The sequence below is a fragment of the Legionella parisiensis genome (assembly GCF_001467945.1).
Classification (GTDB): domain Bacteria; phylum Pseudomonadota; class Gammaproteobacteria; order Legionellales; family Legionellaceae; genus Legionella; species Legionella parisiensis.
The window spans coordinates 1,650,717-1,670,254 of the sequence record NZ_LNYQ01000013.1; the positions used below are offsets into that span (position 1 = coordinate 1,650,717).

The following is a 19,538-nucleotide window of genomic DNA, read 5'->3' on the forward strand; positions in this document are numbered from 1 at the left end:
AATATCACCCAAGCTACACTACATTTAAAAAATTGGAACTACGGATGTCTACATTGAGGAATACAAAAGGAGCACCTATTGAAAAAGCAAATATACTCGTCGATATTCTGAGTCAGCTAATCCTTTTAATTATAATTATATGTGCCTTTGTTCCTCTATCCCCCAAAATGCCTGCCTCGGGGATTGATCCTTCATGGGCATTAGGTTTAAATCAAGCAGTTGCTCAAGGGTTGGCTTTTGGTAAAGAGATAATATTTACTCTGGGTCCCTATGCATCTCTTTATACAAAATCTTATCACCCAGCAACTGATCTTTTGATGATTACTGGATGTCTATATTTAGCTCTATCTTACTGGATTTATTTTCTTTTTTTAATCAAGCCAAGTCGATGGTACTGGACTCTAATTTATTGTGTACCATTTTTGGGTATGATGTATGCCCGAGATTCTCTATTTTTTTCTTACCCCCTACTTGCAGGATTGATCAGTTTTAAGATCCTCTTTTTAAAAAGCAAAATTGAAAGTCATTATCTGCTGGTATTTACTTTTTTTCTCTTTGCTCCATTTGGTTTAATGGCATTAATCAAGGGCTCAATGCTCATTATTTGCCTTCTAATGCTCATTATTTGTTTTATTTTTTTTATCGCCTACAATAAAAAAGAGCTGGCCTTGATTTGCCTGGTAGCCCCATCAGTTTCAATCGTTATTTTTTGGCTTACCGTAGGACAACCTATATCTTCTTTGCCTAAGTACCTCTTCAGTTCTTTCATTATAGCGTCAGGATTTACTGAGGCAATGTCTTCTGATGGCAATATGAAAGAGGTCCTTTTTTATTTATTTACTTGTTTATTAATTTTCTTAGCCATTTCATGGCGAAAACAAATACCACGAGGTGAAAAAATATTTTTACTAAGCGTGTATTTTGTATTTTTATTTGTTTCTTTTAAAACAGGTTTTACGCGTCATTCAGGTCATGCATTTATACCGGGAACCTCAATCTTGCTCGCAGCACTGTTTCTACTCTTTATTCTTAATTCATGGGTCAACTATTTACTTATTTTTGTATCATTAAGCAGCTGGTATTATATTAATAGTCAGCATACCCATATATCAATTCGCGATAACTTCATTTCTACATATACCAGTGCATGGCATGGTTTAAAAAGCAGAATACAAGACTCATTCTGGCTCGAAAAAAACTTTATCTTTACGATGAACTTCTTACGCGAGCAAGCTGGTATCCCTATTTTACAAGGAACTACCGATATTTACTCATACAACCAAAGCTACTTAATCTCCTCACAAAATATTTGGTCACCACGTCCAATCTTTCAGAGCTACTCTGTTTTCAGTCAAGGCTTAGCTGAGGACAATAAAAAACACCTACAAGGAAAACATAAGCCCGATAACATCATTTTTAAGATTGAACCCATTGATCAACGAATACCCTCACTGGAAGATGGTGCAAGCTGGCCCTTGCTACTCACTTATTATCAACCTGGTCATTCAGCTAATAATTTTTTATTACTTCATAAAAATGATAATCCTTATCAAACAAACCTCGCTTTATTAAAAAGAGAATCCCATGTTCTCGGTGAACAAGTTGATATACCTAAAGAACAGCTGTTGTTTGCTGAAATTGAATTAAAACCAAAAGTTTTGGGCATTTTGGCAGTCATTCTTTTTAAACCACAACAATTGCAAATCACTTTGAAGTTAAACAATGGCACTACAAAGCAATATCGATTTGTGGCAAATATGGCAAAATCAACTTTTCTGCTTTCGCCCCTGATTGAGGATACTTTAGAGTTCTCATTACTTTATAAGAAAAATAATGAATTAGATGCAAAAAGAGTAAAATCGATGGTCATTACCACAAGTCAGAAAAATAATTGGCATTGGAATAATGCGTATACTATCAATTTTAAACATATTACTGATTAGAGGAAATCTTCTGACAAGAAAAATACCCCTCATCAGAGAGGCAGGAGATTTACTCGTTTTTATACCGATCAAAGTACCTAACACTTGCTTATTTTTACAAAGAATAACCCTCATCAAGCCAGCCTTGTAAACCGGTTTCCAATGAGGAAACATTGGTATAGCCCATTTTTTGTAAGTTATCTGCAGCAAGAGCACTCCGAAAGCCACCACTGCAATATACAATCACTTGAGTATTCAAATCCGGAATCTTCTTTTCAATATCGCGCTCAATAACTCCCTTGCTTAAGTGGATTGCTGTTGGGATAGAACCTGCTTCCCATTCATTAAGCTCACGTACATCAACTATCTGCATGGGTTCATGAAGGTCAATTTTTTCTTTTAATTTTTGGGGACCAATTTCTTTAATACGTTTTTTGGCTTCTGTTACCAATGCTAAAAATCCCGGTGAATGGTGTTTCATTTGCATCTCCTTTTTTATTTTCCCGTAATTTATAACAATTTTCATCTGCATTTACTAACTTCTCATCTTATTAAAGTATTAAAGTGTTTGCATTAGTTTTAAACTAATTCAGTTGGAGTATTCATCATGACATATAGAAAATTAGCATGAACCTTTTTATTGTAGGTAAATCAGTTGCAAAACGCCCCCCGCAACGTAAGCAGCCCCCCCCAAAAAATGTTTAATCTATTGAAAAGATGTTCACTGTCATCGAAGAGCAATTTCCTAAAATTGCAAAATCGATAGAGGAGCAAGGTTAGTGGCGGCTTATGAGCTTCAGGGAATTGAGAAACATCCTATCTAAGGCTAACAAAACCATTATAATATTGCTGAACCTGTTACTGTTAATAATAGCTCGTGAGATAGGGCTTATTCCCTCCCGATAGTAGAGTAATTACTATGCATGAAGCAAAATACTTAGCGCAGTCGAACCTATTTGATTTACTTAAACGACATGTACGATACTGGGGAACATATGTATTTGCACATATTCCCAGCAGTATTCCAGTTAATGATAAAGAGGCTCTTATGGGTTATATGATTTAAACCATTGAATCATTGCCCAATGTTTCGAAAAAGCAATCTGGAGTAGAGATGATTAGCGATGAACCATCTCAGAGTCCTAAAACTTTGTAAATTTAGTTTTTATGCGGCCGTTATAAACATATGGGAGTGATTTTCGCAAAATTGATTTAAATCACTTCTTGCGGAATCGCTTATACCAACTTTTCAGCTCAGGCCAAAAAGCAATTGCACTTATAATCAGGGTAAACAAGATAACAGCTATTACCATTTGGACAACTGGGAACCTCAGTTCCTCACGCCCAACAAACCAACTGGCTATGGCTCCTGATATCACAAAAAGCAATCTTAAAAACCACATATAATTCTCCGAATGGATTAATGTGTTTAAAATTACATTCAATATGTATGTTTAAAAATCCTATTCATTTGATAATCCCCAAAAACTCTGTTTTGATGATGTCTGATAATTAATTTATTTTTCACTATTTTTTTCTTCGTGCGTATAACAAAGCCATGACACATGAAGCTTTACGCGATAATTCATCGCTGCCTCTGCTTGTAAGAATAATGGGAACATGAGCTCCTAATACCATACCAGCAGCTTCAATATGTGATAAGTAAGTCATTTGTTTGTAAAGCATATTACCTGACTCAACATCAGGAACTACTAAGATGTCTGCATTACCAGCAACTGGAGAAAAAATACCTTTTGTACGTGCTGAATCCATAGAAATTGCATTATCAAATGCTAAAGGACCATCTAAAAGTCCTCCAGTGATCTGTCCACGCTCAGCCATTTTACACAGAGCAGTAGCATCGAGTGTAGATGGAATTTTTTCATTTACAGTTTCAACTGCTGAAAGGATTGCAACATTGGGAGTACCTAATTCGAGTGCATGGAAAAGGTCAATTGCATTTTGCACTATGTCACATTTCTCTCTGAGATGAGGAAAAAGATTAATTACTGCATCAGTTAAAAAAATAGGTTTGGAATAGCTAGGAACTTCCAGAGAAAATATATGACTCATACGGCGCCCAGTCCGTAAACCATTTTCCTTGGCAACAATTGGCTTCATCAACTCTTCCGTATGAAGTTTACCTTTCATTATTGCTTCAACTTTTTGTGTCGCAGCAAGTTTTACTGCTTTTTCGGCTGCTTCCGTGCTGTGTTCTGTTGGAATGAGCTCATAGTGCGAGATATCGATATTAGCTTCTTTTGCAGCATCAAGAATTTTTTGCTTCGGTCCAATAAGAACAGGAGTAATTAAACCCTCCTCAGCGGAAGCAATTGCACCTTTAAGTGACAATACATCTACCGGATGCACTACAGCCGTTTTAAGCGGTTTTAGCGAATTTTTCGTTGTAATTAAGCGATGATACCAATGCTCTTGTTTTGGTTTTAGTTCTACTGTGGGCAGTTCAATACGTTTTCTTTTTATTTTAGTTGTTGGGGCAATGACTGTTGCAAGGCCACTGATCACTGTTTTCCCTAATTGATTGACGCACTTACAATTAAGCTCAACAATATGATTTTTTTGTATTTTTTTTACTACTTCAAGTGTTGCGGTTATTGTGTCTCCTACACTAACCGGGTATTCGAATTTTAAAGTCTGATCCAGATAAATGGTTCCAGGTCCAGGCAGTTGCGTTCCTAAAACGGTAGATAAAAGTGATGCCCCCCACATTCCATGAGCAATAATTTTATGAAACATGTCATTTTTAGCATATTCTGCATCAACATGCGCAGGATTGACATCACCCGACATGATTGCAAAAAGCTCAATATCCTCAATGGTTAATGTACGGATTAATTGCGCTGATTCACCGATCGTTAGATCGTCAAAGATATGATTTTCAATATCGCTCATCTTTATGCCTGCAATAAATAAAAATTGGTGCAACAATCTGAAAAATTATCGCATTTAAAAGGAATCATCATGCCTCATCGTTTGAGGCATGATGAAGTATTTATTTAATATGGTCGATTTTTATGTCTCGAGACTTACCTTTAGCTTCTGTTTTTTTTGGTAGCTCAATCCAAAGCATTCCTTTTTTAAAAGTTGCTTTCGCTTTATCAATATCTACTGTTGAAGGTAATGAAATTGAACGTTCATATTTACCATAACCAATTTCACGAAAAATATATTTTTTATTCTCATTTTTTTTAGAAATCGATTTCTCACCGGTGATAGTAAGTACATTTCCGCTAAAAGACACACTAATGTCTTTTTCACCCATACCAGGCATTTCCATTTGAATAGTAAAATGATCCTTATCCTCAACAACATCCATTGAAGGCATAAGATTCAGACTCTCAAATTGTGATAGATTCTTATTTGACGCAAACATATCATAAAAATCATGGAATGCTTTATCAACTTCCTGTTGAAGGCTCAAAAAAGGATTATCATGATGTTCGATTGAAAAAGGATTTCCTTTTTTCCATTTTAATAGCGTATTCATATTATTGCTCCGTCTAATGTAGTTTTGTTCCATTAATATGATTTGAAAAATACACCAAATACAGTTTGATATACAAAAGTATTTTGTCAAGTCCAATAAACTACATTATTTAGTCTACAGTTTAAGCAATATATCTTATTTATCATTCAAAATGAGGGAGGAGATGATTATGATGCACGCTATGGTTATGGAAAAACCAGGACAAAATTTAATCTTTAAAGAAGTAAAAAAACCTGCTCCCAAAGAAAATGAAGTGCTTATTAAAGTGCAAACCTGTGGTATTTGCCGAACGGATCTGCATGTCCTAGATGGAGAATTAAAAAACCCCAAACTTCCCCTTATTCCGGGTCATCAAATTGTAGGTATAATCGAAAAAACTGGTGCTTTAGTCACTCATTTTGAAATTGGGCAGAGAATTGGAGTTCCCTGGTTAGGTGGAAGTTGTGAGAAATGTTTATTTTGTTTATCAGGACGTGAAAACCTTTGTGATGAGGCTCGTTTTACTGGTTATCAAATTGATGGAGGATTTGCGGAATATTGTGTAGCGAACCAACAATTTTGTTTTCCCATCCCCAATGGTTATTCCGACGAGCAAGCCGCCCCTCTTTTCTGTGCTGGATTAATCGGTTATCGTGCTCTATTGAAAACAAACAATGCCCAACATTTGGGGGTATATGGTTTTGGTGCAGCAGCACATATTCTTATTCAAGTAGCACAAAAACAAGATCGAAAGGTATACGCCTTTACGAGCCCTGGAGACGTAAATGCTCAAGAATTTGCTTATAAATTAGGCGCAGCTTGGGCAGGAGATTCAGACAAACCCACGCCACATCTATTGGATGCCGCCATCATTTTTGCTCCTGTAGGGGATCTTGTTCCACTTGCACTTCGCAATACAATCAAAGGTGGAATCGTAGTCTGTGCTGGAATCCATATGAGCGACATCCCTAGTTTTCCTTACAGCATTCTTTGGGGAGAGCGAACTCTTTGTTCTGTCGCGAATCTCACTCGAAATGACGGTGAAGAGTTTTTAACATTGGCTCCGAAAGTTCCTGTTAAAACGGAAGTTCATACTTATCCACTAACTGAAGTGAATCAGGCACTTGCAGATCTACGTCATGGGAGGTTTACTGGGGCAGCAGTTATTACGATCTAAATTCAGCAAAATATTCTTCAATTTAAAAACAAGCATATGTCTTGATTTGATTCATAAGATTTGGGACTATCCAGGACAGGATCTCTATTTTTTATTAAAGGGAATAAATATGTTTCAACAAGCAATTGTACGAATACCATCACCCAAATTAATTCATGGATTAACATCTACAAAGGATTTAGGTCAACCTGACTATCTAAAAGCTCTTGAACAACATCAAAAATATATTAATGCACTAGTTCATTGTGGTCTAGAAGTAACTGTTTTACCTGCAGCAGACACTTTTCCTGATTCATGCTTTGTTGAGGACGCTGCACTTCTTACAGAACAATTCGCACTCCTTACGCGTCCTGGGGCTCTATCAAGACAAGGGGAAGTTAATCTAATTGAACCATACATCCAAACTATTTATAAAGAAAAAATCCATAAAGTAAAAGCTCCTGGAACATTGGAAGCAGGAGACGTCTTGCAAGTAGAAGATCATTTTTATATAGGTATTTCAAAGCGCACTAACAGAGAGGGTGCGAACCAATTATCTGCCCTATTGGCTCAGTATGGCTATAAAAGTACATTAATAGAACTTAAAAAATTTCTACATCTAAAAACAGGAGTTTCCTATGTGGGAGATGGATGCTTGCTGGTCAATGGTGAATTAGTGAATCATCCTGCTTTTAACCCATATAAACAATTAATTATTGATGATGGTGAAGCTTATGCAGCCAATTGTATTAGAGTCAATGACATCGTGATTATGCCCCAAGGCTACCCTCGTTCCGGAGAAATGGTGCAGAATTCAGGTTTTCAAGTGTCCTTTGTAGATGTTGGTGAGTTTCGTAAAATTGATGGTGGTTTAAGCTGTTTATCATTAAGATTTTAATGAATAAAAAGCTAACCATTTTTAGTTTAACTCTAATGACTGTTGGCTCCGTAGACAGCATTCGTAATTTGCCTGCTGCAGCATTAGTTGGAGCAGAGATTTTCTGGTATTTTGGCCTAGCCTTTTTTTTCTTTTTATTACCCAGCGCAGTTATTTCAGGATGGTTTTCCTCTAAGTCTCACGAGGGAATTTATGGATGGGTAAGAAGTAGTCTAGGCAAAAAAACGGGTTTTATTGCCGTTTGGTTCCAATGGATGCAAAACATCCTTATTTATCCTGCGTTTTTTAGCTTCATAGCAGGAGCATTTTTGTATTGCATTAACCCCAATCTCATTGAAAATAAAATGCTCCTTTTTATTATGATCAATTTTCTTATTTGGTGTTTAACTTGGATCAACATAAAAGAACTTCATTTATCCAATCGATTAACGGTGTTTTGTTCCATAGTCGGTCTTTTACTTCCCTTCATTTTAATTTTAGTTATAGGAATTATTTGGATCATTTCACATCCTGAATCCCTAAAACTTATCACACATTCTCATCAAGATTCATGGGCTTCGCTAACAGCAATCATTCTTTCTTTTTGTGGTATTGAAATTGCTGGTGTTCATATTCAAGATAGTAAACCCGGTGCTTTCCCAAAAGCCATTGCGCTCTCAGTGATTATTATTTTTTCTACGATGCTTTTGGGCTCATTAACTTTAGCGTTATTGCTATCCCCTCAACAATTGAATTTTATTAGCGGCATACCTGAATTATTCCGAATCTTTTTTACCCAAATCCAATTCGAAAAGCTAAGCTTGCTCGTCAATTTATTAATCGTTCTGGGGTGTATTGGTTGTGCAAATAACTGGCTTATCGCTCCTCTGAAAGGCTTACTATTTGCGAGTAACGAACTCCATAATTCATCAAGTCAATTCTCTACTAAATTTTTGGTTATGCAGGCATGTGGTGTATCCTTTATTAGCACAATTTTTGTGTTATTACCTAGTATTAATACCTCCTATTGGTTCATGATTACTTTGGCCACACAAATGTATTTATTGATGTACGGGCTCATGTTTGCAAGTGCAATACGATTAGCCTGGCAAGAAAAAAAGCATTTTTTTGAGTACATTATTTTATTTTCTTTTATGGGTTTAATTGGCATCATCATTTCATTTATAGTGACCTTTATCCCCCCCGCTTCACTAAAATATGGTTCACTAGTGCATTATGATTCGTTAATTATTGTATGTTTGGTGTTTTTTACTTTCCTATCAATTTTATGGAAAAAAATTCTTTTTCATAAAGTTATGGACAACTCACTACCAAAAACCAGTTTGGCCGGTCATGTATCAACTCGCTAAATTAACATCTTGATTTCTCTGATTATTACTAAAGCAATTACTTTACTTTAAGTTCAAAAAAGTTTATAATTTGAACAGCACTTACTATACTGGAGTTTCTCGTGGCCAATGCATCACAACCTGCCCCAATAGCTTTGACTTCAAGCCAGCTTGAGAAATGGTTTGCAAACATAGAAAAAGGCAATGGATCGACTACAACCGAAACAAATTCTTCTTTAGCTGCTCGATTTGTTGCTCGTTTCGGACTACAAAACGCCACACAGGTAATCGAGTTTCTTAAAACAGCCGGCGGTAACGAAACCGTAAATATGATTGTTAAAGAAATCATGAAGGAAGAAGCACAAATTCAATTCATTAGGGAAAAGAATGCTGAAGAACAGCTCCGGCAACAACTGCTACTTTTCCTTCTTATGTCATTAATTGCAAAGAATAAATCACAAGCCGAACATGTGAGCGAACAAACGCAACAACAAGACAATCAAAAACTTAAAGAAGCAAGAGTTGAATGGAACAAAGAAAGCCGCTCCATTGCAGCGAATCTGGCTGACGCCAATGCACGTGCCAATATGCTGCAAGAACTTGATAAAGAACTCAGACAGCTAGAAACTGACTTACAGGAAGTAGAGAAAGAGTTAGAGGACATTGAAGAAGCAGTATTATTAATGGAAGATCACCATGCTTATATCACTGATGATTTGGATCAGCTTACTGCTTATCTGCAATTACCTCTTGTTAATAATCAGCCAATAACTCATGCTCATGTACATCAGCAAATAGCGACCTTGTCCTCACAGCTCACAGCGCTTAGAGCACAGCACGCAATACCAATTCCTACTACTACGAATGATACCACACAACTACAGCTGACTAAATTACGTATTGATAGAAAAATTCGCATGTTGGAAGATCGACTTTCCTTTCATAAAGCTCAGCTCGAACAGCCTCCCCAGACTTACGAGCAAGTACTCCAACAATTACTTGATCGAGTCAAAAGTCGATTAAATCAACCAGAAACTGTATATGAATCACCCACACACCGTGAACGTGAAGAAGAAAGTTTAAGATTGCAAGAGCGCGGACTTTCTCAAGCGCTGCAAGTGTTGAGAAACGAAAGAATTCTTCTTAACTCTCAGTTGGAACGAGTTTACGATTTCAGTCAAGCACGATTAATTGTTGATCCCAGCCATATGTCTCGCTATCGACGATATGGAGATTCGTATGCCTATTTTTCAAATGATATAACTCATGAGCACCAATTAAGCGAACAAGATTGGTTGCAAGCAAAGCTAAATTATGATGAGTCACGATCTAATATTTGTACCATTAACTTTTTCCACAATGATCACATGAGCCGTGAAGTAGAATCACTCAGAGGACGAACTCAATTTTGCCAAACCCGAGCACAAGACTTGATGAGTCGCATAGAGAAAGTTCAAACAACTAAATTGCAGCTTCTACCAGAAAAAACGTCTTTTAGCATGACACCAAAACCACAACCCAAAAGCAGTTATTCACTCATGTTAGAACGTTTAGTACCATCTCATGCACCTGCTCCACGTCCGCAAGATATTATCAGGGCACATAAAGAACTTGAGGCAGTTGTTCCACCTTATAACAAAGATGCATTACATAAACTAATAGATGAAGTGAGACCTGATGAAATTATGGCACCAGAAATAAGATTTAGTTGGTTCAACAGATTTAAGCGACTGATGCCTGACGTTCCCGTACCAGAAGCTGAAGATGAATCAAGATTAAAACATAGGAAATGATAATTTTCGAAACAATGCTAAGCAGTTGTAATCAACATGTTTAAATTAATCCGAGACATTTATGTCTCGGATCCCTACATAAACTCTTATTTCATATTCCTTAATCATTTTGTGATTTTTAAACAATACATTCTTGTTTGCCGGTTACTCAATTCTTTTTGATGATTTGTTTGACAAGAATTAACACTAATTGGTATCATCAGGATAATTAACAATTTATTCTTCACTCTGCAATATATATGAACAATAGCTCAAACCATTCAATTTTTCTTAGCAACTCTACTGGGTTGGTGAGTTCTATTGTTTCTATCGTTTCAGTTGTAGTGGTGGTCGTGGTGTTCCTCTCCTCGCCCTAGAGTTGTGTCTTTGATTATTCAGCCTCTCTAGGGGAAGGCCGAATAATCAAGTGATACGATTTAACAAATTGAGGAGATTCATCATGGGAAACACACTTGATGCAGAAGCATCACAACAACAAAAAATAACCCACCGCGCTCTTTTTATCATTAGTTTATGCGCTGCATTTTTATTTTATAAATACATCCTCCAAAATTTTCCCAGCGTAATGCCCCAACAACTGATGGACGCATTTAATCTAAAGGGATTGGGCCTTGGTGTATTATCCGGTGTTTATTTCTGGACGTATCTTATCGTACCTTTATTCGTAGGAATCGTTCTCGATCGATATGGCACACGCTGGGTTACAACGGCAGCAATTTTTTGCTGTGCCTTTGGAATTTATATTTTTTCTCAGGCTCAAGAATTAAATATCGCTATTTGGGGCCGTGCTTTGACTGGAGTTGGCGTTTCTTTTGCTTCCATCGCTTATTTCAAATTAGCAGCAGTATGGTTTCCCCAAAAATATTATGCTTTGCTAACCTCTTTACTTGTTACTGCTGCAATGGTGGGAGCAATTTTTGGACAAATGCCGCTTGCATGGTTGGTGAGTCAGGTAGGATGGAGAAGCAGTCTACTTTATATGGCTTGGATGGGTATCATATTGGCCTTCTTGTTCTTTTCTATTGTTAAAGATAAACCGTCTTCCTCTATTGAGTGTACAGAGTCCAAAGCTAATCCTGAGCCTAAAAACCCGCATTTATGGCAAGATATTTTATTAATTGTAAAAAGTAAACAAAACTGGTTATTGACTGGATATAGTGGCTTAGCCTTTTCTCCCATAGTTATTTTTTGCGGTTTATGGGGAAATCCTTTTTTACAAAAAGCGTATCATTTAGATAAATTAGTTTCCCCCTCTCTCATTTCTTTAGTATTTGTAGGATTAGCAATTGCATGCCCAGTCTTCGCTTTATTGATTAATCGCATACAAAATCGTTGTGCATTTATTTTTTATAGCACTTTAATTTCTGCTATATCTATTAGTTTGGTCATCTATGCGCATCCTATGCCAATTTGGTTATTGAGTGTATTGCTTTTTCTCTTTGGTTTTAGTTTAGGAGCATTTCCAATAGTATTTGTGATTGGAAAAGAATCAAATCCATTATACCTTGCAGGTACAGTAACTTCCTTAATCAACGCAAGTGACGCTTTCCTTGATGCAATTACTGAACCTGCGATAGGAAAACTGCTGGATATTTTTAGCAATGCAGGTACTTCTCATGATTTTTCATTATCTGGTTATCATATTGGTTTGGCAATTTTACCTTTATATCAAATAATCGGGGCATTTTTGATGAGATGGGTTAAAGATGAACATCGTATTGTACATTAACATTTATTAATGAAACTTTTGTTGATGAATCCTCTCAATGTATTTTTTAATCTCGTCCCGCGCAAGCGGGAATCCATTTTGCTCAATGTTTTATTCTACACTTTCAACATGAACATATACCCAGGCAAATATACCTGAAACTAGCTTCACTTTGACCCGTTTATAGTCTGCAACTTCATAAGAATCTGCTTTATTTAATTCTTCAGGACTCACATCAAATACCATACCTTCTATGCGGTCTGCAGATTTTCCAGTAAAAGTGATAATGGGGTGTTCCTCCTCACCACTTGTAGTAATCACATCGCGATCCTTGATCTTTATTTTAGAGATGCCAAATCCTGGTAGGCTATCAGATGTTCCATGCAGTTTTCGTCCGAAGTTACTCAGTTGCACTGCCTCATAACGTAATGTGCCATAGGAAAATAATTTTTCAGTCTTCATTGCTTCAACTCATTAAAATAAAGGACGATTATCCAGACTTTTTAAACAATAACAAGATAGAGCTGAACATGGTTAGCATCCATTTAATTATTGTTTTTTATTTTGATGCATACTAGAACTTGCTACGACTTTATTACGTCCCATTTTTTTTGCCTCATAAAGAGCTTCATCGGCTTTTGATATCAACTCATCTACCTTTTTACCATCATAAGGATAAAAAGACACTCCAATTGATATGGTAATTGAAATAGGTTTTTCCTGATTCACTTCAACTGAAAACTTCTCAATAGACTCACGAATTACTTCTGCTTTTAATTTAGCGGCATCCAAATTAGCAATTCGTAAAAAGACCATAAACTCTTCACCGCCCCAGCGAGAAATTAAATCTTCTTGTCGACATATTTGTCTAATTTTTGCAGCAAACTCAAAAAGAACCTGATCACCCACCAAGTGACCATAGGTATCATTGACTTTTTTAAAATAATCAATATCGATTAATAAAAGAGCAAATGTAAATGGATGATTTTTGGCTTTTAAAATTTCTTTTTGCAAGTACTCTTCAAAAAAGCGTCGGTTATAAACACCAGTTAAGCTATCTTGAGTAGATTGGGTTTTTAGAACATCACGAAGCTTAATATTGTATATGCTTAATGCGGATTGTTCAGAAATAATTTGTGCCAACGCAATCAACCGTTGATTATCAGTATTTAAGCCAAATTCAACATAAAATAGCCCCAGCATTTCATTTTGGGCAAATAAAGGTAAACATACATAGCCTATAGGCTTTTTTTCACCCTTTTTTATATGGTTACACAAAACACCTTCCGTTGTATCAGAGATATAATAAGATTGATGTCGTAGTAAAGAGAGGCAATCTTTAGGCGTAAATAGGAATAAATTAGAAACTGGCTCTCCCCAGATCAGCACCCTGCTAATGAGATTTAAATTATCTGAAGAAATAAGATAAACAATCCCCGAAGTTCCTGATAAAATTCGTTTGCTATAATTTTTAATTATTTCAATCGCGTCATCCATAGAGAGACTTGATTGCAATAAACTCATTAACTCTTTCAACAACTCCAACTCTTTATTTTGAGTTTCAAGACTTTTTACCACATTTTCCAGCTCGACTTTTGACTCTTCAAGTTTTCTTTCACTTTGGATACGTTGATGAACATTAATTGCAAAATGGCTCACACCAATAAGTTTGCCCTCCGAATCATGGATAGGATTGTAATGTATTTCAAAATCTAGCCCATCATGTCGTTTGTCTTTAAATGATTCGATTACTGTGAATCCGGTGCCTTTCATTGCTCTTTCCCAATACGCCATCGCTTTTGTTTGATTTTCAACACTCATTTTCTGTAAAAGCACCCTAAAACTCATGCCGACTTCCAAATCAATTTTGAAAATGCGATATACTTCACATTTATACATCGTATTAAACGCAATAAAATCATAATTCAAATCAATTGCAGCCACTAAATCACTACTGCCTTCAATGATTCCTTGCAAACGTTCGCGGGCATTTGCTAGTTCAGTTTGTGTTCGCTTTAATTTATCAGAATTCTCTTTTATAAACTGAAGTGTATGAATTAAAAAACCGGAAAGCAAAGCAATCATTATTCCAATGATCAAGATCATAGTTGGGAAAAATGAGGTAATAACCTGATTGTGCAATACAATAGAAGGCCAAATAATGATCTTCCAATTTTGCCCGTATAAAGGGAGTGTAATGCTATGCTTCCAACTCTTGTAATACTTATGGTCACTAGGAGCATTCGTATATAAAAGCCCGGAAGCATCGTAAATGCCCAAATTATATCCTTGAATATCAATCTTTTTTAAAATATCTTCTAAAAATACCTCTGTATTTATAATCCCGACCATAAACCCTTGGAAATAATTTTCTTTCAACATGGGGCTTAATAGTAAAATCACTTTATTTCCCTCAACCCAATAAAACTGAGAGCTTATTTGCAATTCATTTTTCGCTAGACTTCCTAACATTTCTCGACGTCGGTCAGGATTATCGTAAAAGTTATATTCTTTAATTAGCTCACTACTTTCTTCGGGAGCAACCCAACGTATCTGATATTTGTTGTCGATCCATAAAATGGCGTTATAACCTGGCTGATCATGAATATGGTGCATCATATCCGCTTGCCATTCACTTGCAGGTGTAGCGTCTCGATTCAGCCAGCGATAAGTAATTCTCGAAAAGGAGGAAGCGAGTTCTGCTGTGCGCGACTCAATCACATCCTCTACATTTTCAACTTTCAACTGTAACAACATATTTAACGAGTTTTCCTGATTTTTTTTAGTGAACTGCCACCCAAACACGGTGATATTTAAAATCACGAAAACTGCTATTAGCGGCAGAGATACAAGAGAATGTTTTACATTTTTTGAATTAATATAAGAAATGATTGCCAAGCTTAAAAGAATTAACCCCAACGAAGTATAAATTGAAATCTTCATCCATGGTCCAGCACCAAAATGTGTTGTGAACTCAATAAAATGATTGGTTGTTGCAATAAATCCTAAACTTAAGGTAAAAAAAACACCAAATAAACACATCCAAAGCCAATAATTTGAAAACTGAAATGATACGATAAGGAAACAAAGAGCAATAACTATAAAACTTAGAGCGACACTCGATGCCATAGGACCTGGATAGTGATGAACATCTAATGAAAAAATTCTAATAAATAATTCATCAATACCCACGTTAACATTCAAAATGTATTGACTTAATATAACTCCGGAAAATAATAAGAGAATACTACTTAAAACTCTACTGAACTGGACAAATTTTCTATTTAAACAAATTAATGACAGTCCTGCTAAAATAAAGCTCAAAGCGGTAGTTGGTCTCATAAAGATATCTATAGGTAACTCAGCGGATAAATGAATATTGAAATATCTGACGGATAAATCTAAAAGACCTGTAAGAAAACAAATTATTCCGATTAAATTTGTAAAAGCTTTATAATATGCTTTTTCATCCATATTTTTTTCCTTAGCTTATAAATTTAGTATAAGCTAGAAAACGATATGATTAAAACTCATTTTTTATTAGATAGTTACAGTAAAAATATTGAGATATTAACTAGGAGTTGCCTCTAAACTGTATTCATCTAAAGCCAATAATATTTTTTCCTCAAGTGACTTAGCTTTTACTAGAGGTTTATTTACTCCATTGATAATAATGGAAAAAATGAAGGCCTTGTCATGCGGATTAATAATAAAACCAGATAATGAAGAAATATCATGCATTGAACCTGTTTTAGCATAAACCTTTTTCTCGAGCATGGTTTTCTTCATTCTATCCTTTAGAGTTCCTGAAACACCTGCTTGCGGTAATGCTTCAAAGAAAATTGTTTTCATATCTTTATCATGATAAAGGTCATTAAGCAAAATCACCATTTGCTCTGGAGTCACCAAGTTATAGCGTGTTCCTTCTCCATCAACGATCTCTATTTGCGATAAATCCAGATGTGTATGCTCAGACAATATTTTTTTGATGGCATAAGCCCCTTCTTTATGAGTTCCTTTTCCAGTTAAAGTGTAACCTAATTTTTTTGTAAGGCTGTTTGCATAAAGATTGTCAGATTGTTGTAACATGTGTGTAATCAATTTACTGAGCATTTTTGACTGAAAACTGGCTATAAATTGCGTATCAGCTGGCAATATTCCTGTAATAATTTTTCCTTTCAAAGCAATACTGTTTTTATCAAAAGTTCTTTGGATCACTTGTTTTACTAATAAAATAGGATCGGGAATAGCAAGTTCTATTAATTTTGGATTTTTATCCTGAGTCTTGCACCCATATAAGCGAATAATATTATTTGGTTTAACCTCAAGATTCAGACTGCAATGATTCTTTTCCTCTTCTTTACTCACTGTAACGACTTCATTAATGAGTGTCAGGGCTTTAGGCTGATTTTTCTTTAGATTGATTTTTACAGGTTTATCTAATTTTTTTGCGCTAATTAATTCATAGGCCACTTTGTTTTCATTTAATATTGCTGCTGTATCTGGAGCAGCATAATACCAGCCTAAATCATCATACGACGTACCACTTGGATAATATGGATCCTGATATTGTGAACTATCAATTATCACATTTCCTTTTATCGTGCTCGCATTATTTTTTTTCAAATTGAGTAATAAAGAAGTTAAATTATCAATGGTAAAAGATGGTGAGCCTGTAAAATGAATAAAATAATCTTGTTTTTTTTGAGAGAGTGTTGTTATAAAACGATAGTCTGGTTTTAATTGATACAGGGCTGCTGCTGCAGTAAGTAACTTTATACCACTGGCTGGAGAAAGTAATTTATCTGCGTTTCTACTGTAAACCACTTTGCCAGTTTCTGCTTCTTTAATGAGAATACCGACGGTTGCATGCGGCAACTTCTGTGCAATAATTTCATCTATTTTCTCTGAAAGCGTTTGAGAATTTCCTACTTCACTCAAGAAAAAAGCAGCAAAGAAACATAAATAATTAGAATAGCGCACGACATTTACCCTAATAAGAAACATAAAACATAGCTTCACCCATTCAGAGACGAAGTGCAACCCCTAATTAAAGTTTGGCAACCTCACGTGTCTGGCTCTTCGTTTTATTTTTTCCCTAAAACAGCTACTCGATATGTAAACATACGGATGTTTCTCCTTGTCCAACCAATAAAGGAGTTTTAAGAAATGAGATTCTTCCATAGCAATGCATCCATGAGTTCCAGAATGGATTGATCGCCATAAAATGGATGAAAATAGCACTTCCTGCTCCTGAGATTACAGGATTCATATTGTAATTGACCACTGCACTTATTCTATATACATCGATTAGCATAGATTCGTAACTTTTGGCATTTGTATTACCTTTAACCCATGTGTTATATAACCACTATCGAAATTTATCATCAGCAGTAATGTATTTAAAATCCATTTTAAGTGCTAAAGGCTCTGAACTAAAAGTATCACCCAAAGGGTATAAACCGGCAGGAGTTCTCATATCACCTTCCTTTTTTTCTCCTACAGGAGCCACCCATCCCTTACCCAGCATGGCAAAGAATTCCATGCTTGTATCCATAGGTTATCTTACTTCTTACAAACAGTTATCACGGCTTCAAAACCTTTTATATGATTTACCAAAATTAGTTGTGATGAAGAATCAGGGATATTTTGTAAATGAGCAACACTACAATGGTCAATAGAACTTTTAGTTATTGGCACAAATAAATAAATTAAAAAGAAAAAAGTACAAAAAAAATATATGCTAATTTAGATTTTATCCTTATAAAAATAAACGGGGGCTATCAGGTTTTATAAAACTTCGTGAAAACGCTTCTGGTGTGGTGCCTTTTTTTGTATTTAGCTCATCAAGATATATCATCTTAAAGTACGATTTATTTGCTAGCGAACTTACATCCGGATTTTCTGGATAATATTTAAGCAATGGAAAAAATAATGATTGTCCAATGATATAACGTTTATCTTTACTTTCAGGAGAAAGCCCCCAAACATTCTGATAGGTCATTGCAGCTATATCATGATTATTTATAGACTTATTTCCTAAATAAAGCATTACATGGCCGCCAATATAAATGAGCGTCATCATAGGATGACCGTGAATTTTCAAAGCGCTTATTCTTTCATCAACTGTATTTTGGGTTAAATCAATACCCGAACTTATTTTTGCCTGTTGTGTCGAGTTACGCGGTAGCCAAATACCAAAAGGAGTAAATATGCTCTTTAACTCCTGTGAGCAATCATTAAAAAAATAAGCCCCTCCCCATCCATAAGGACGATTTTGTAATTGTTTCATAATATTAGCCATATTTTTTTTCGAGGCCTCAAGAGGCATCAGACTTGCAGATTGTGATGTCACAATTCCAGTTTGAATTAGTGCTTGATGATGTATATTTTTTACTGGAACTAAGATAGAAATAGAATTTTCATTGCGATTAAGTAGTGGAAATACAGCACCTATATAACCTGCAAACAGAAATTGATGATGTTGATTCACAATGCTCGCTTCTGTTTCAGTGATTGCCACAAGCCCCTTTTTTGCTGCGCTTTTCCACTCCTCTATAAATCTGCTTGAAGCATATGCAATTTCTGAGCTTTTTACCCAGGCAAAATAGGCATCTGGAGTTAGTACTAATGACCAGGATTTATCTTGTGATACGATGAAAACATAGAGAGGTGTTCCCGCCCAAATCACTGATTCTTGTAAATTATCAAACGGGAAACCTTGTCCGGGCATAGTGAAATGAAAAAAATCCGGCGCTTGATCCGGAAGCGCGCGTGCAAAAGTATTATTTACTGCAATAGCCCTGTTCTTTTCGTTAAATCCTAACCCCTCAATAGCAGGTAAGTCCATATTGTTTTTGATCCGATTTAGCCAAACTGTATCATGTTCTTTAAAATTTTCCGCAAAGTGCCGTTCTTCATCGGACTTATTTTGATTGTCAAATTCCTTTAATAATTCCAATTCAATTTTTTTAACCACAGGGAGAACAGAATTTACCATCTTCTCGTTCCAAGGAGAAAGCCCATCAACACTATCAGAATAATAATGATTATAGAACTGTTGTAGCTGCCCCTCTTGATACTCTCGCTTTAACAGAGGAGTACCATAGTCATCACTGTCTGGAGGCAAATAATCATTGATATTTTGAGAATAAGATTTTATTGAAAAATCATATATTGGTACTTCAATTGCAAAAGAAACTGACAAAAAGCAAATACCTAAAAATAAGAAAGCTCGCCTGCTAAA

General features: G+C 35.6%; 15 protein-coding genes. 7 read left to right on the forward strand and 8 right to left on the reverse strand.

The genetic code is table 11. The annotated features are described in order from the left end of the window. The first annotated feature begins 44 nt into the window (after positions 1 to 44). Positions 45 to 1,943: a hypothetical protein gene (locus Lpar_RS13400; RefSeq protein WP_058518401.1), complete on the forward strand. Its 1,899-nt coding sequence runs from the start codon at positions 45 to 47 to the stop codon at positions 1,941 to 1,943. A 94-nt stretch (positions 1,944 to 2,037) separates the two neighbouring features. On the opposite strand, the gene Lpar_RS13405 is transcribed toward Lpar_RS13400, so the two are convergent. Next, on the reverse strand, positions 2,038 to 2,403 hold the full coding sequence (locus Lpar_RS13405; protein ID WP_058518402.1) for a rhodanese-like domain-containing protein: 366 nt from the start codon (positions 2,401 to 2,403) through the stop codon (positions 2,038 to 2,040). Positions 2,404 to 2,841: 438 nt separating this feature from the next. On the opposite strand from Lpar_RS13405, the gene Lpar_RS18900 reads away from it, so the two are divergent. Then, a complete protein-coding gene (locus Lpar_RS18900) occupies positions 2,842 to 2,988 on the forward strand; it encodes a hypothetical protein (protein ID WP_156416208.1) in 147 nt (48 codons plus the stop codon). Between the two features lie 461 nt (positions 2,989 to 3,449). Here the strand turns inward: Lpar_RS18900 and Lpar_RS13415 are convergent, their stop codons facing one another. Next, positions 3,450 to 4,835 (reverse strand): bifunctional enoyl-CoA hydratase/phosphate acetyltransferase, encoded by a 1,386-nt coding sequence (locus Lpar_RS13415; RefSeq protein WP_058518404.1) that lies wholly within the window; start codon positions 4,833 to 4,835, stop codon positions 3,450 to 3,452. Between the two features lie 100 nt (positions 4,836 to 4,935). Then, complete coding sequence (locus tag Lpar_RS13420; protein ID WP_058518405.1) at positions 4,936 to 5,430, reverse strand: Hsp20/alpha crystallin family protein; 495 nt, start codon at positions 5,428 to 5,430, stop codon at positions 4,936 to 4,938. A 172-nt stretch (positions 5,431 to 5,602) separates the two neighbouring features. Between Lpar_RS13420 and Lpar_RS13425 the strand changes: the two genes are divergently transcribed. From Lpar_RS13425 to Lpar_RS13445, 5 genes are all read left to right on the forward strand, one after another. Further along, positions 5,603 to 6,586, forward strand: a complete 984-nt coding sequence (locus Lpar_RS13425; RefSeq protein ID WP_058519277.1) for a zinc-dependent alcohol dehydrogenase family protein — start codon at positions 5,603 to 5,605, stop codon at positions 6,584 to 6,586. Between the two features lie 109 nt (positions 6,587 to 6,695). Beyond that, positions 6,696 to 7,463: a dimethylarginine dimethylaminohydrolase family protein gene (locus tag Lpar_RS13430; RefSeq protein ID WP_058518406.1), complete on the forward strand. Its 768-nt coding sequence runs from the start codon at positions 6,696 to 6,698 to the stop codon at positions 7,461 to 7,463. After that, positions 7,463 to 8,812 carry an APC family permease gene (locus Lpar_RS13435; RefSeq protein ID WP_065236075.1) on the forward strand — a complete coding sequence of 450 codons (1,350 nt, stop codon included), beginning with the start codon at positions 7,463 to 7,465 and terminating at the stop codon, positions 8,810 to 8,812. Before Lpar_RS13430 ends, Lpar_RS13435 begins: the two co-directional genes overlap by 1 nt. A gap of 101 nt (positions 8,813 to 8,913) precedes the next feature. After that, positions 8,914 to 10,584, forward strand: coding sequence for a hypothetical protein (locus Lpar_RS13440; protein ID WP_058518407.1), 1,671 nt, complete (start codon positions 8,914 to 8,916; stop codon positions 10,582 to 10,584). A 439-nt stretch (positions 10,585 to 11,023) separates the two neighbouring features. After that, complete coding sequence (locus Lpar_RS13445; protein ID WP_058518408.1) at positions 11,024 to 12,313, forward strand: MFS transporter; 1,290 nt, start codon at positions 11,024 to 11,026, stop codon at positions 12,311 to 12,313. Between the two features lie 90 nt (positions 12,314 to 12,403). Here the strand turns inward: Lpar_RS13445 and Lpar_RS13450 are convergent, their stop codons facing one another. The 5 genes from Lpar_RS13450 to Lpar_RS13465 form a co-directional block, all read right to left on the reverse strand. Next, positions 12,404 to 12,754 (reverse strand): gamma-glutamylcyclotransferase family protein, encoded by a 351-nt coding sequence (locus Lpar_RS13450; protein WP_058518409.1) that lies wholly within the window; start codon positions 12,752 to 12,754, stop codon positions 12,404 to 12,406. A gap of 87 nt (positions 12,755 to 12,841) precedes the next feature. After that, the gene (locus Lpar_RS13455; RefSeq protein ID WP_058518410.1) at positions 12,842 to 15,766 is read right to left on the reverse strand and encodes a sensor domain-containing diguanylate cyclase; all 2,925 of its coding nucleotides are present in this window, start codon (positions 15,764 to 15,766) and stop codon (positions 12,842 to 12,844) included. Positions 15,767 to 15,862: 96 nt separating this feature from the next. Then, positions 15,863 to 17,275 (reverse strand): D-alanyl-D-alanine carboxypeptidase/D-alanyl-D-alanine endopeptidase, encoded by a 1,413-nt coding sequence (gene dacB, locus Lpar_RS13460; RefSeq protein WP_058518411.1) that lies wholly within the window; start codon positions 17,273 to 17,275, stop codon positions 15,863 to 15,865. A 388-nt stretch (positions 17,276 to 17,663) separates the two neighbouring features. Then, on the reverse strand, positions 17,664 to 17,837 hold the full coding sequence (locus Lpar_RS18910) for a hypothetical protein (RefSeq protein ID WP_156416210.1): 174 nt from the start codon (positions 17,835 to 17,837) through the stop codon (positions 17,664 to 17,666). A 216-nt stretch (positions 17,838 to 18,053) separates the two neighbouring features. Next, positions 18,054 to 19,499, reverse strand: coding sequence for an SH3 domain-containing protein (locus Lpar_RS13465; protein WP_237759414.1), 1,446 nt, complete (start codon positions 19,497 to 19,499; stop codon positions 18,054 to 18,056). Between the last annotated feature and the right edge of the window lie 39 nt (positions 19,500 to 19,538).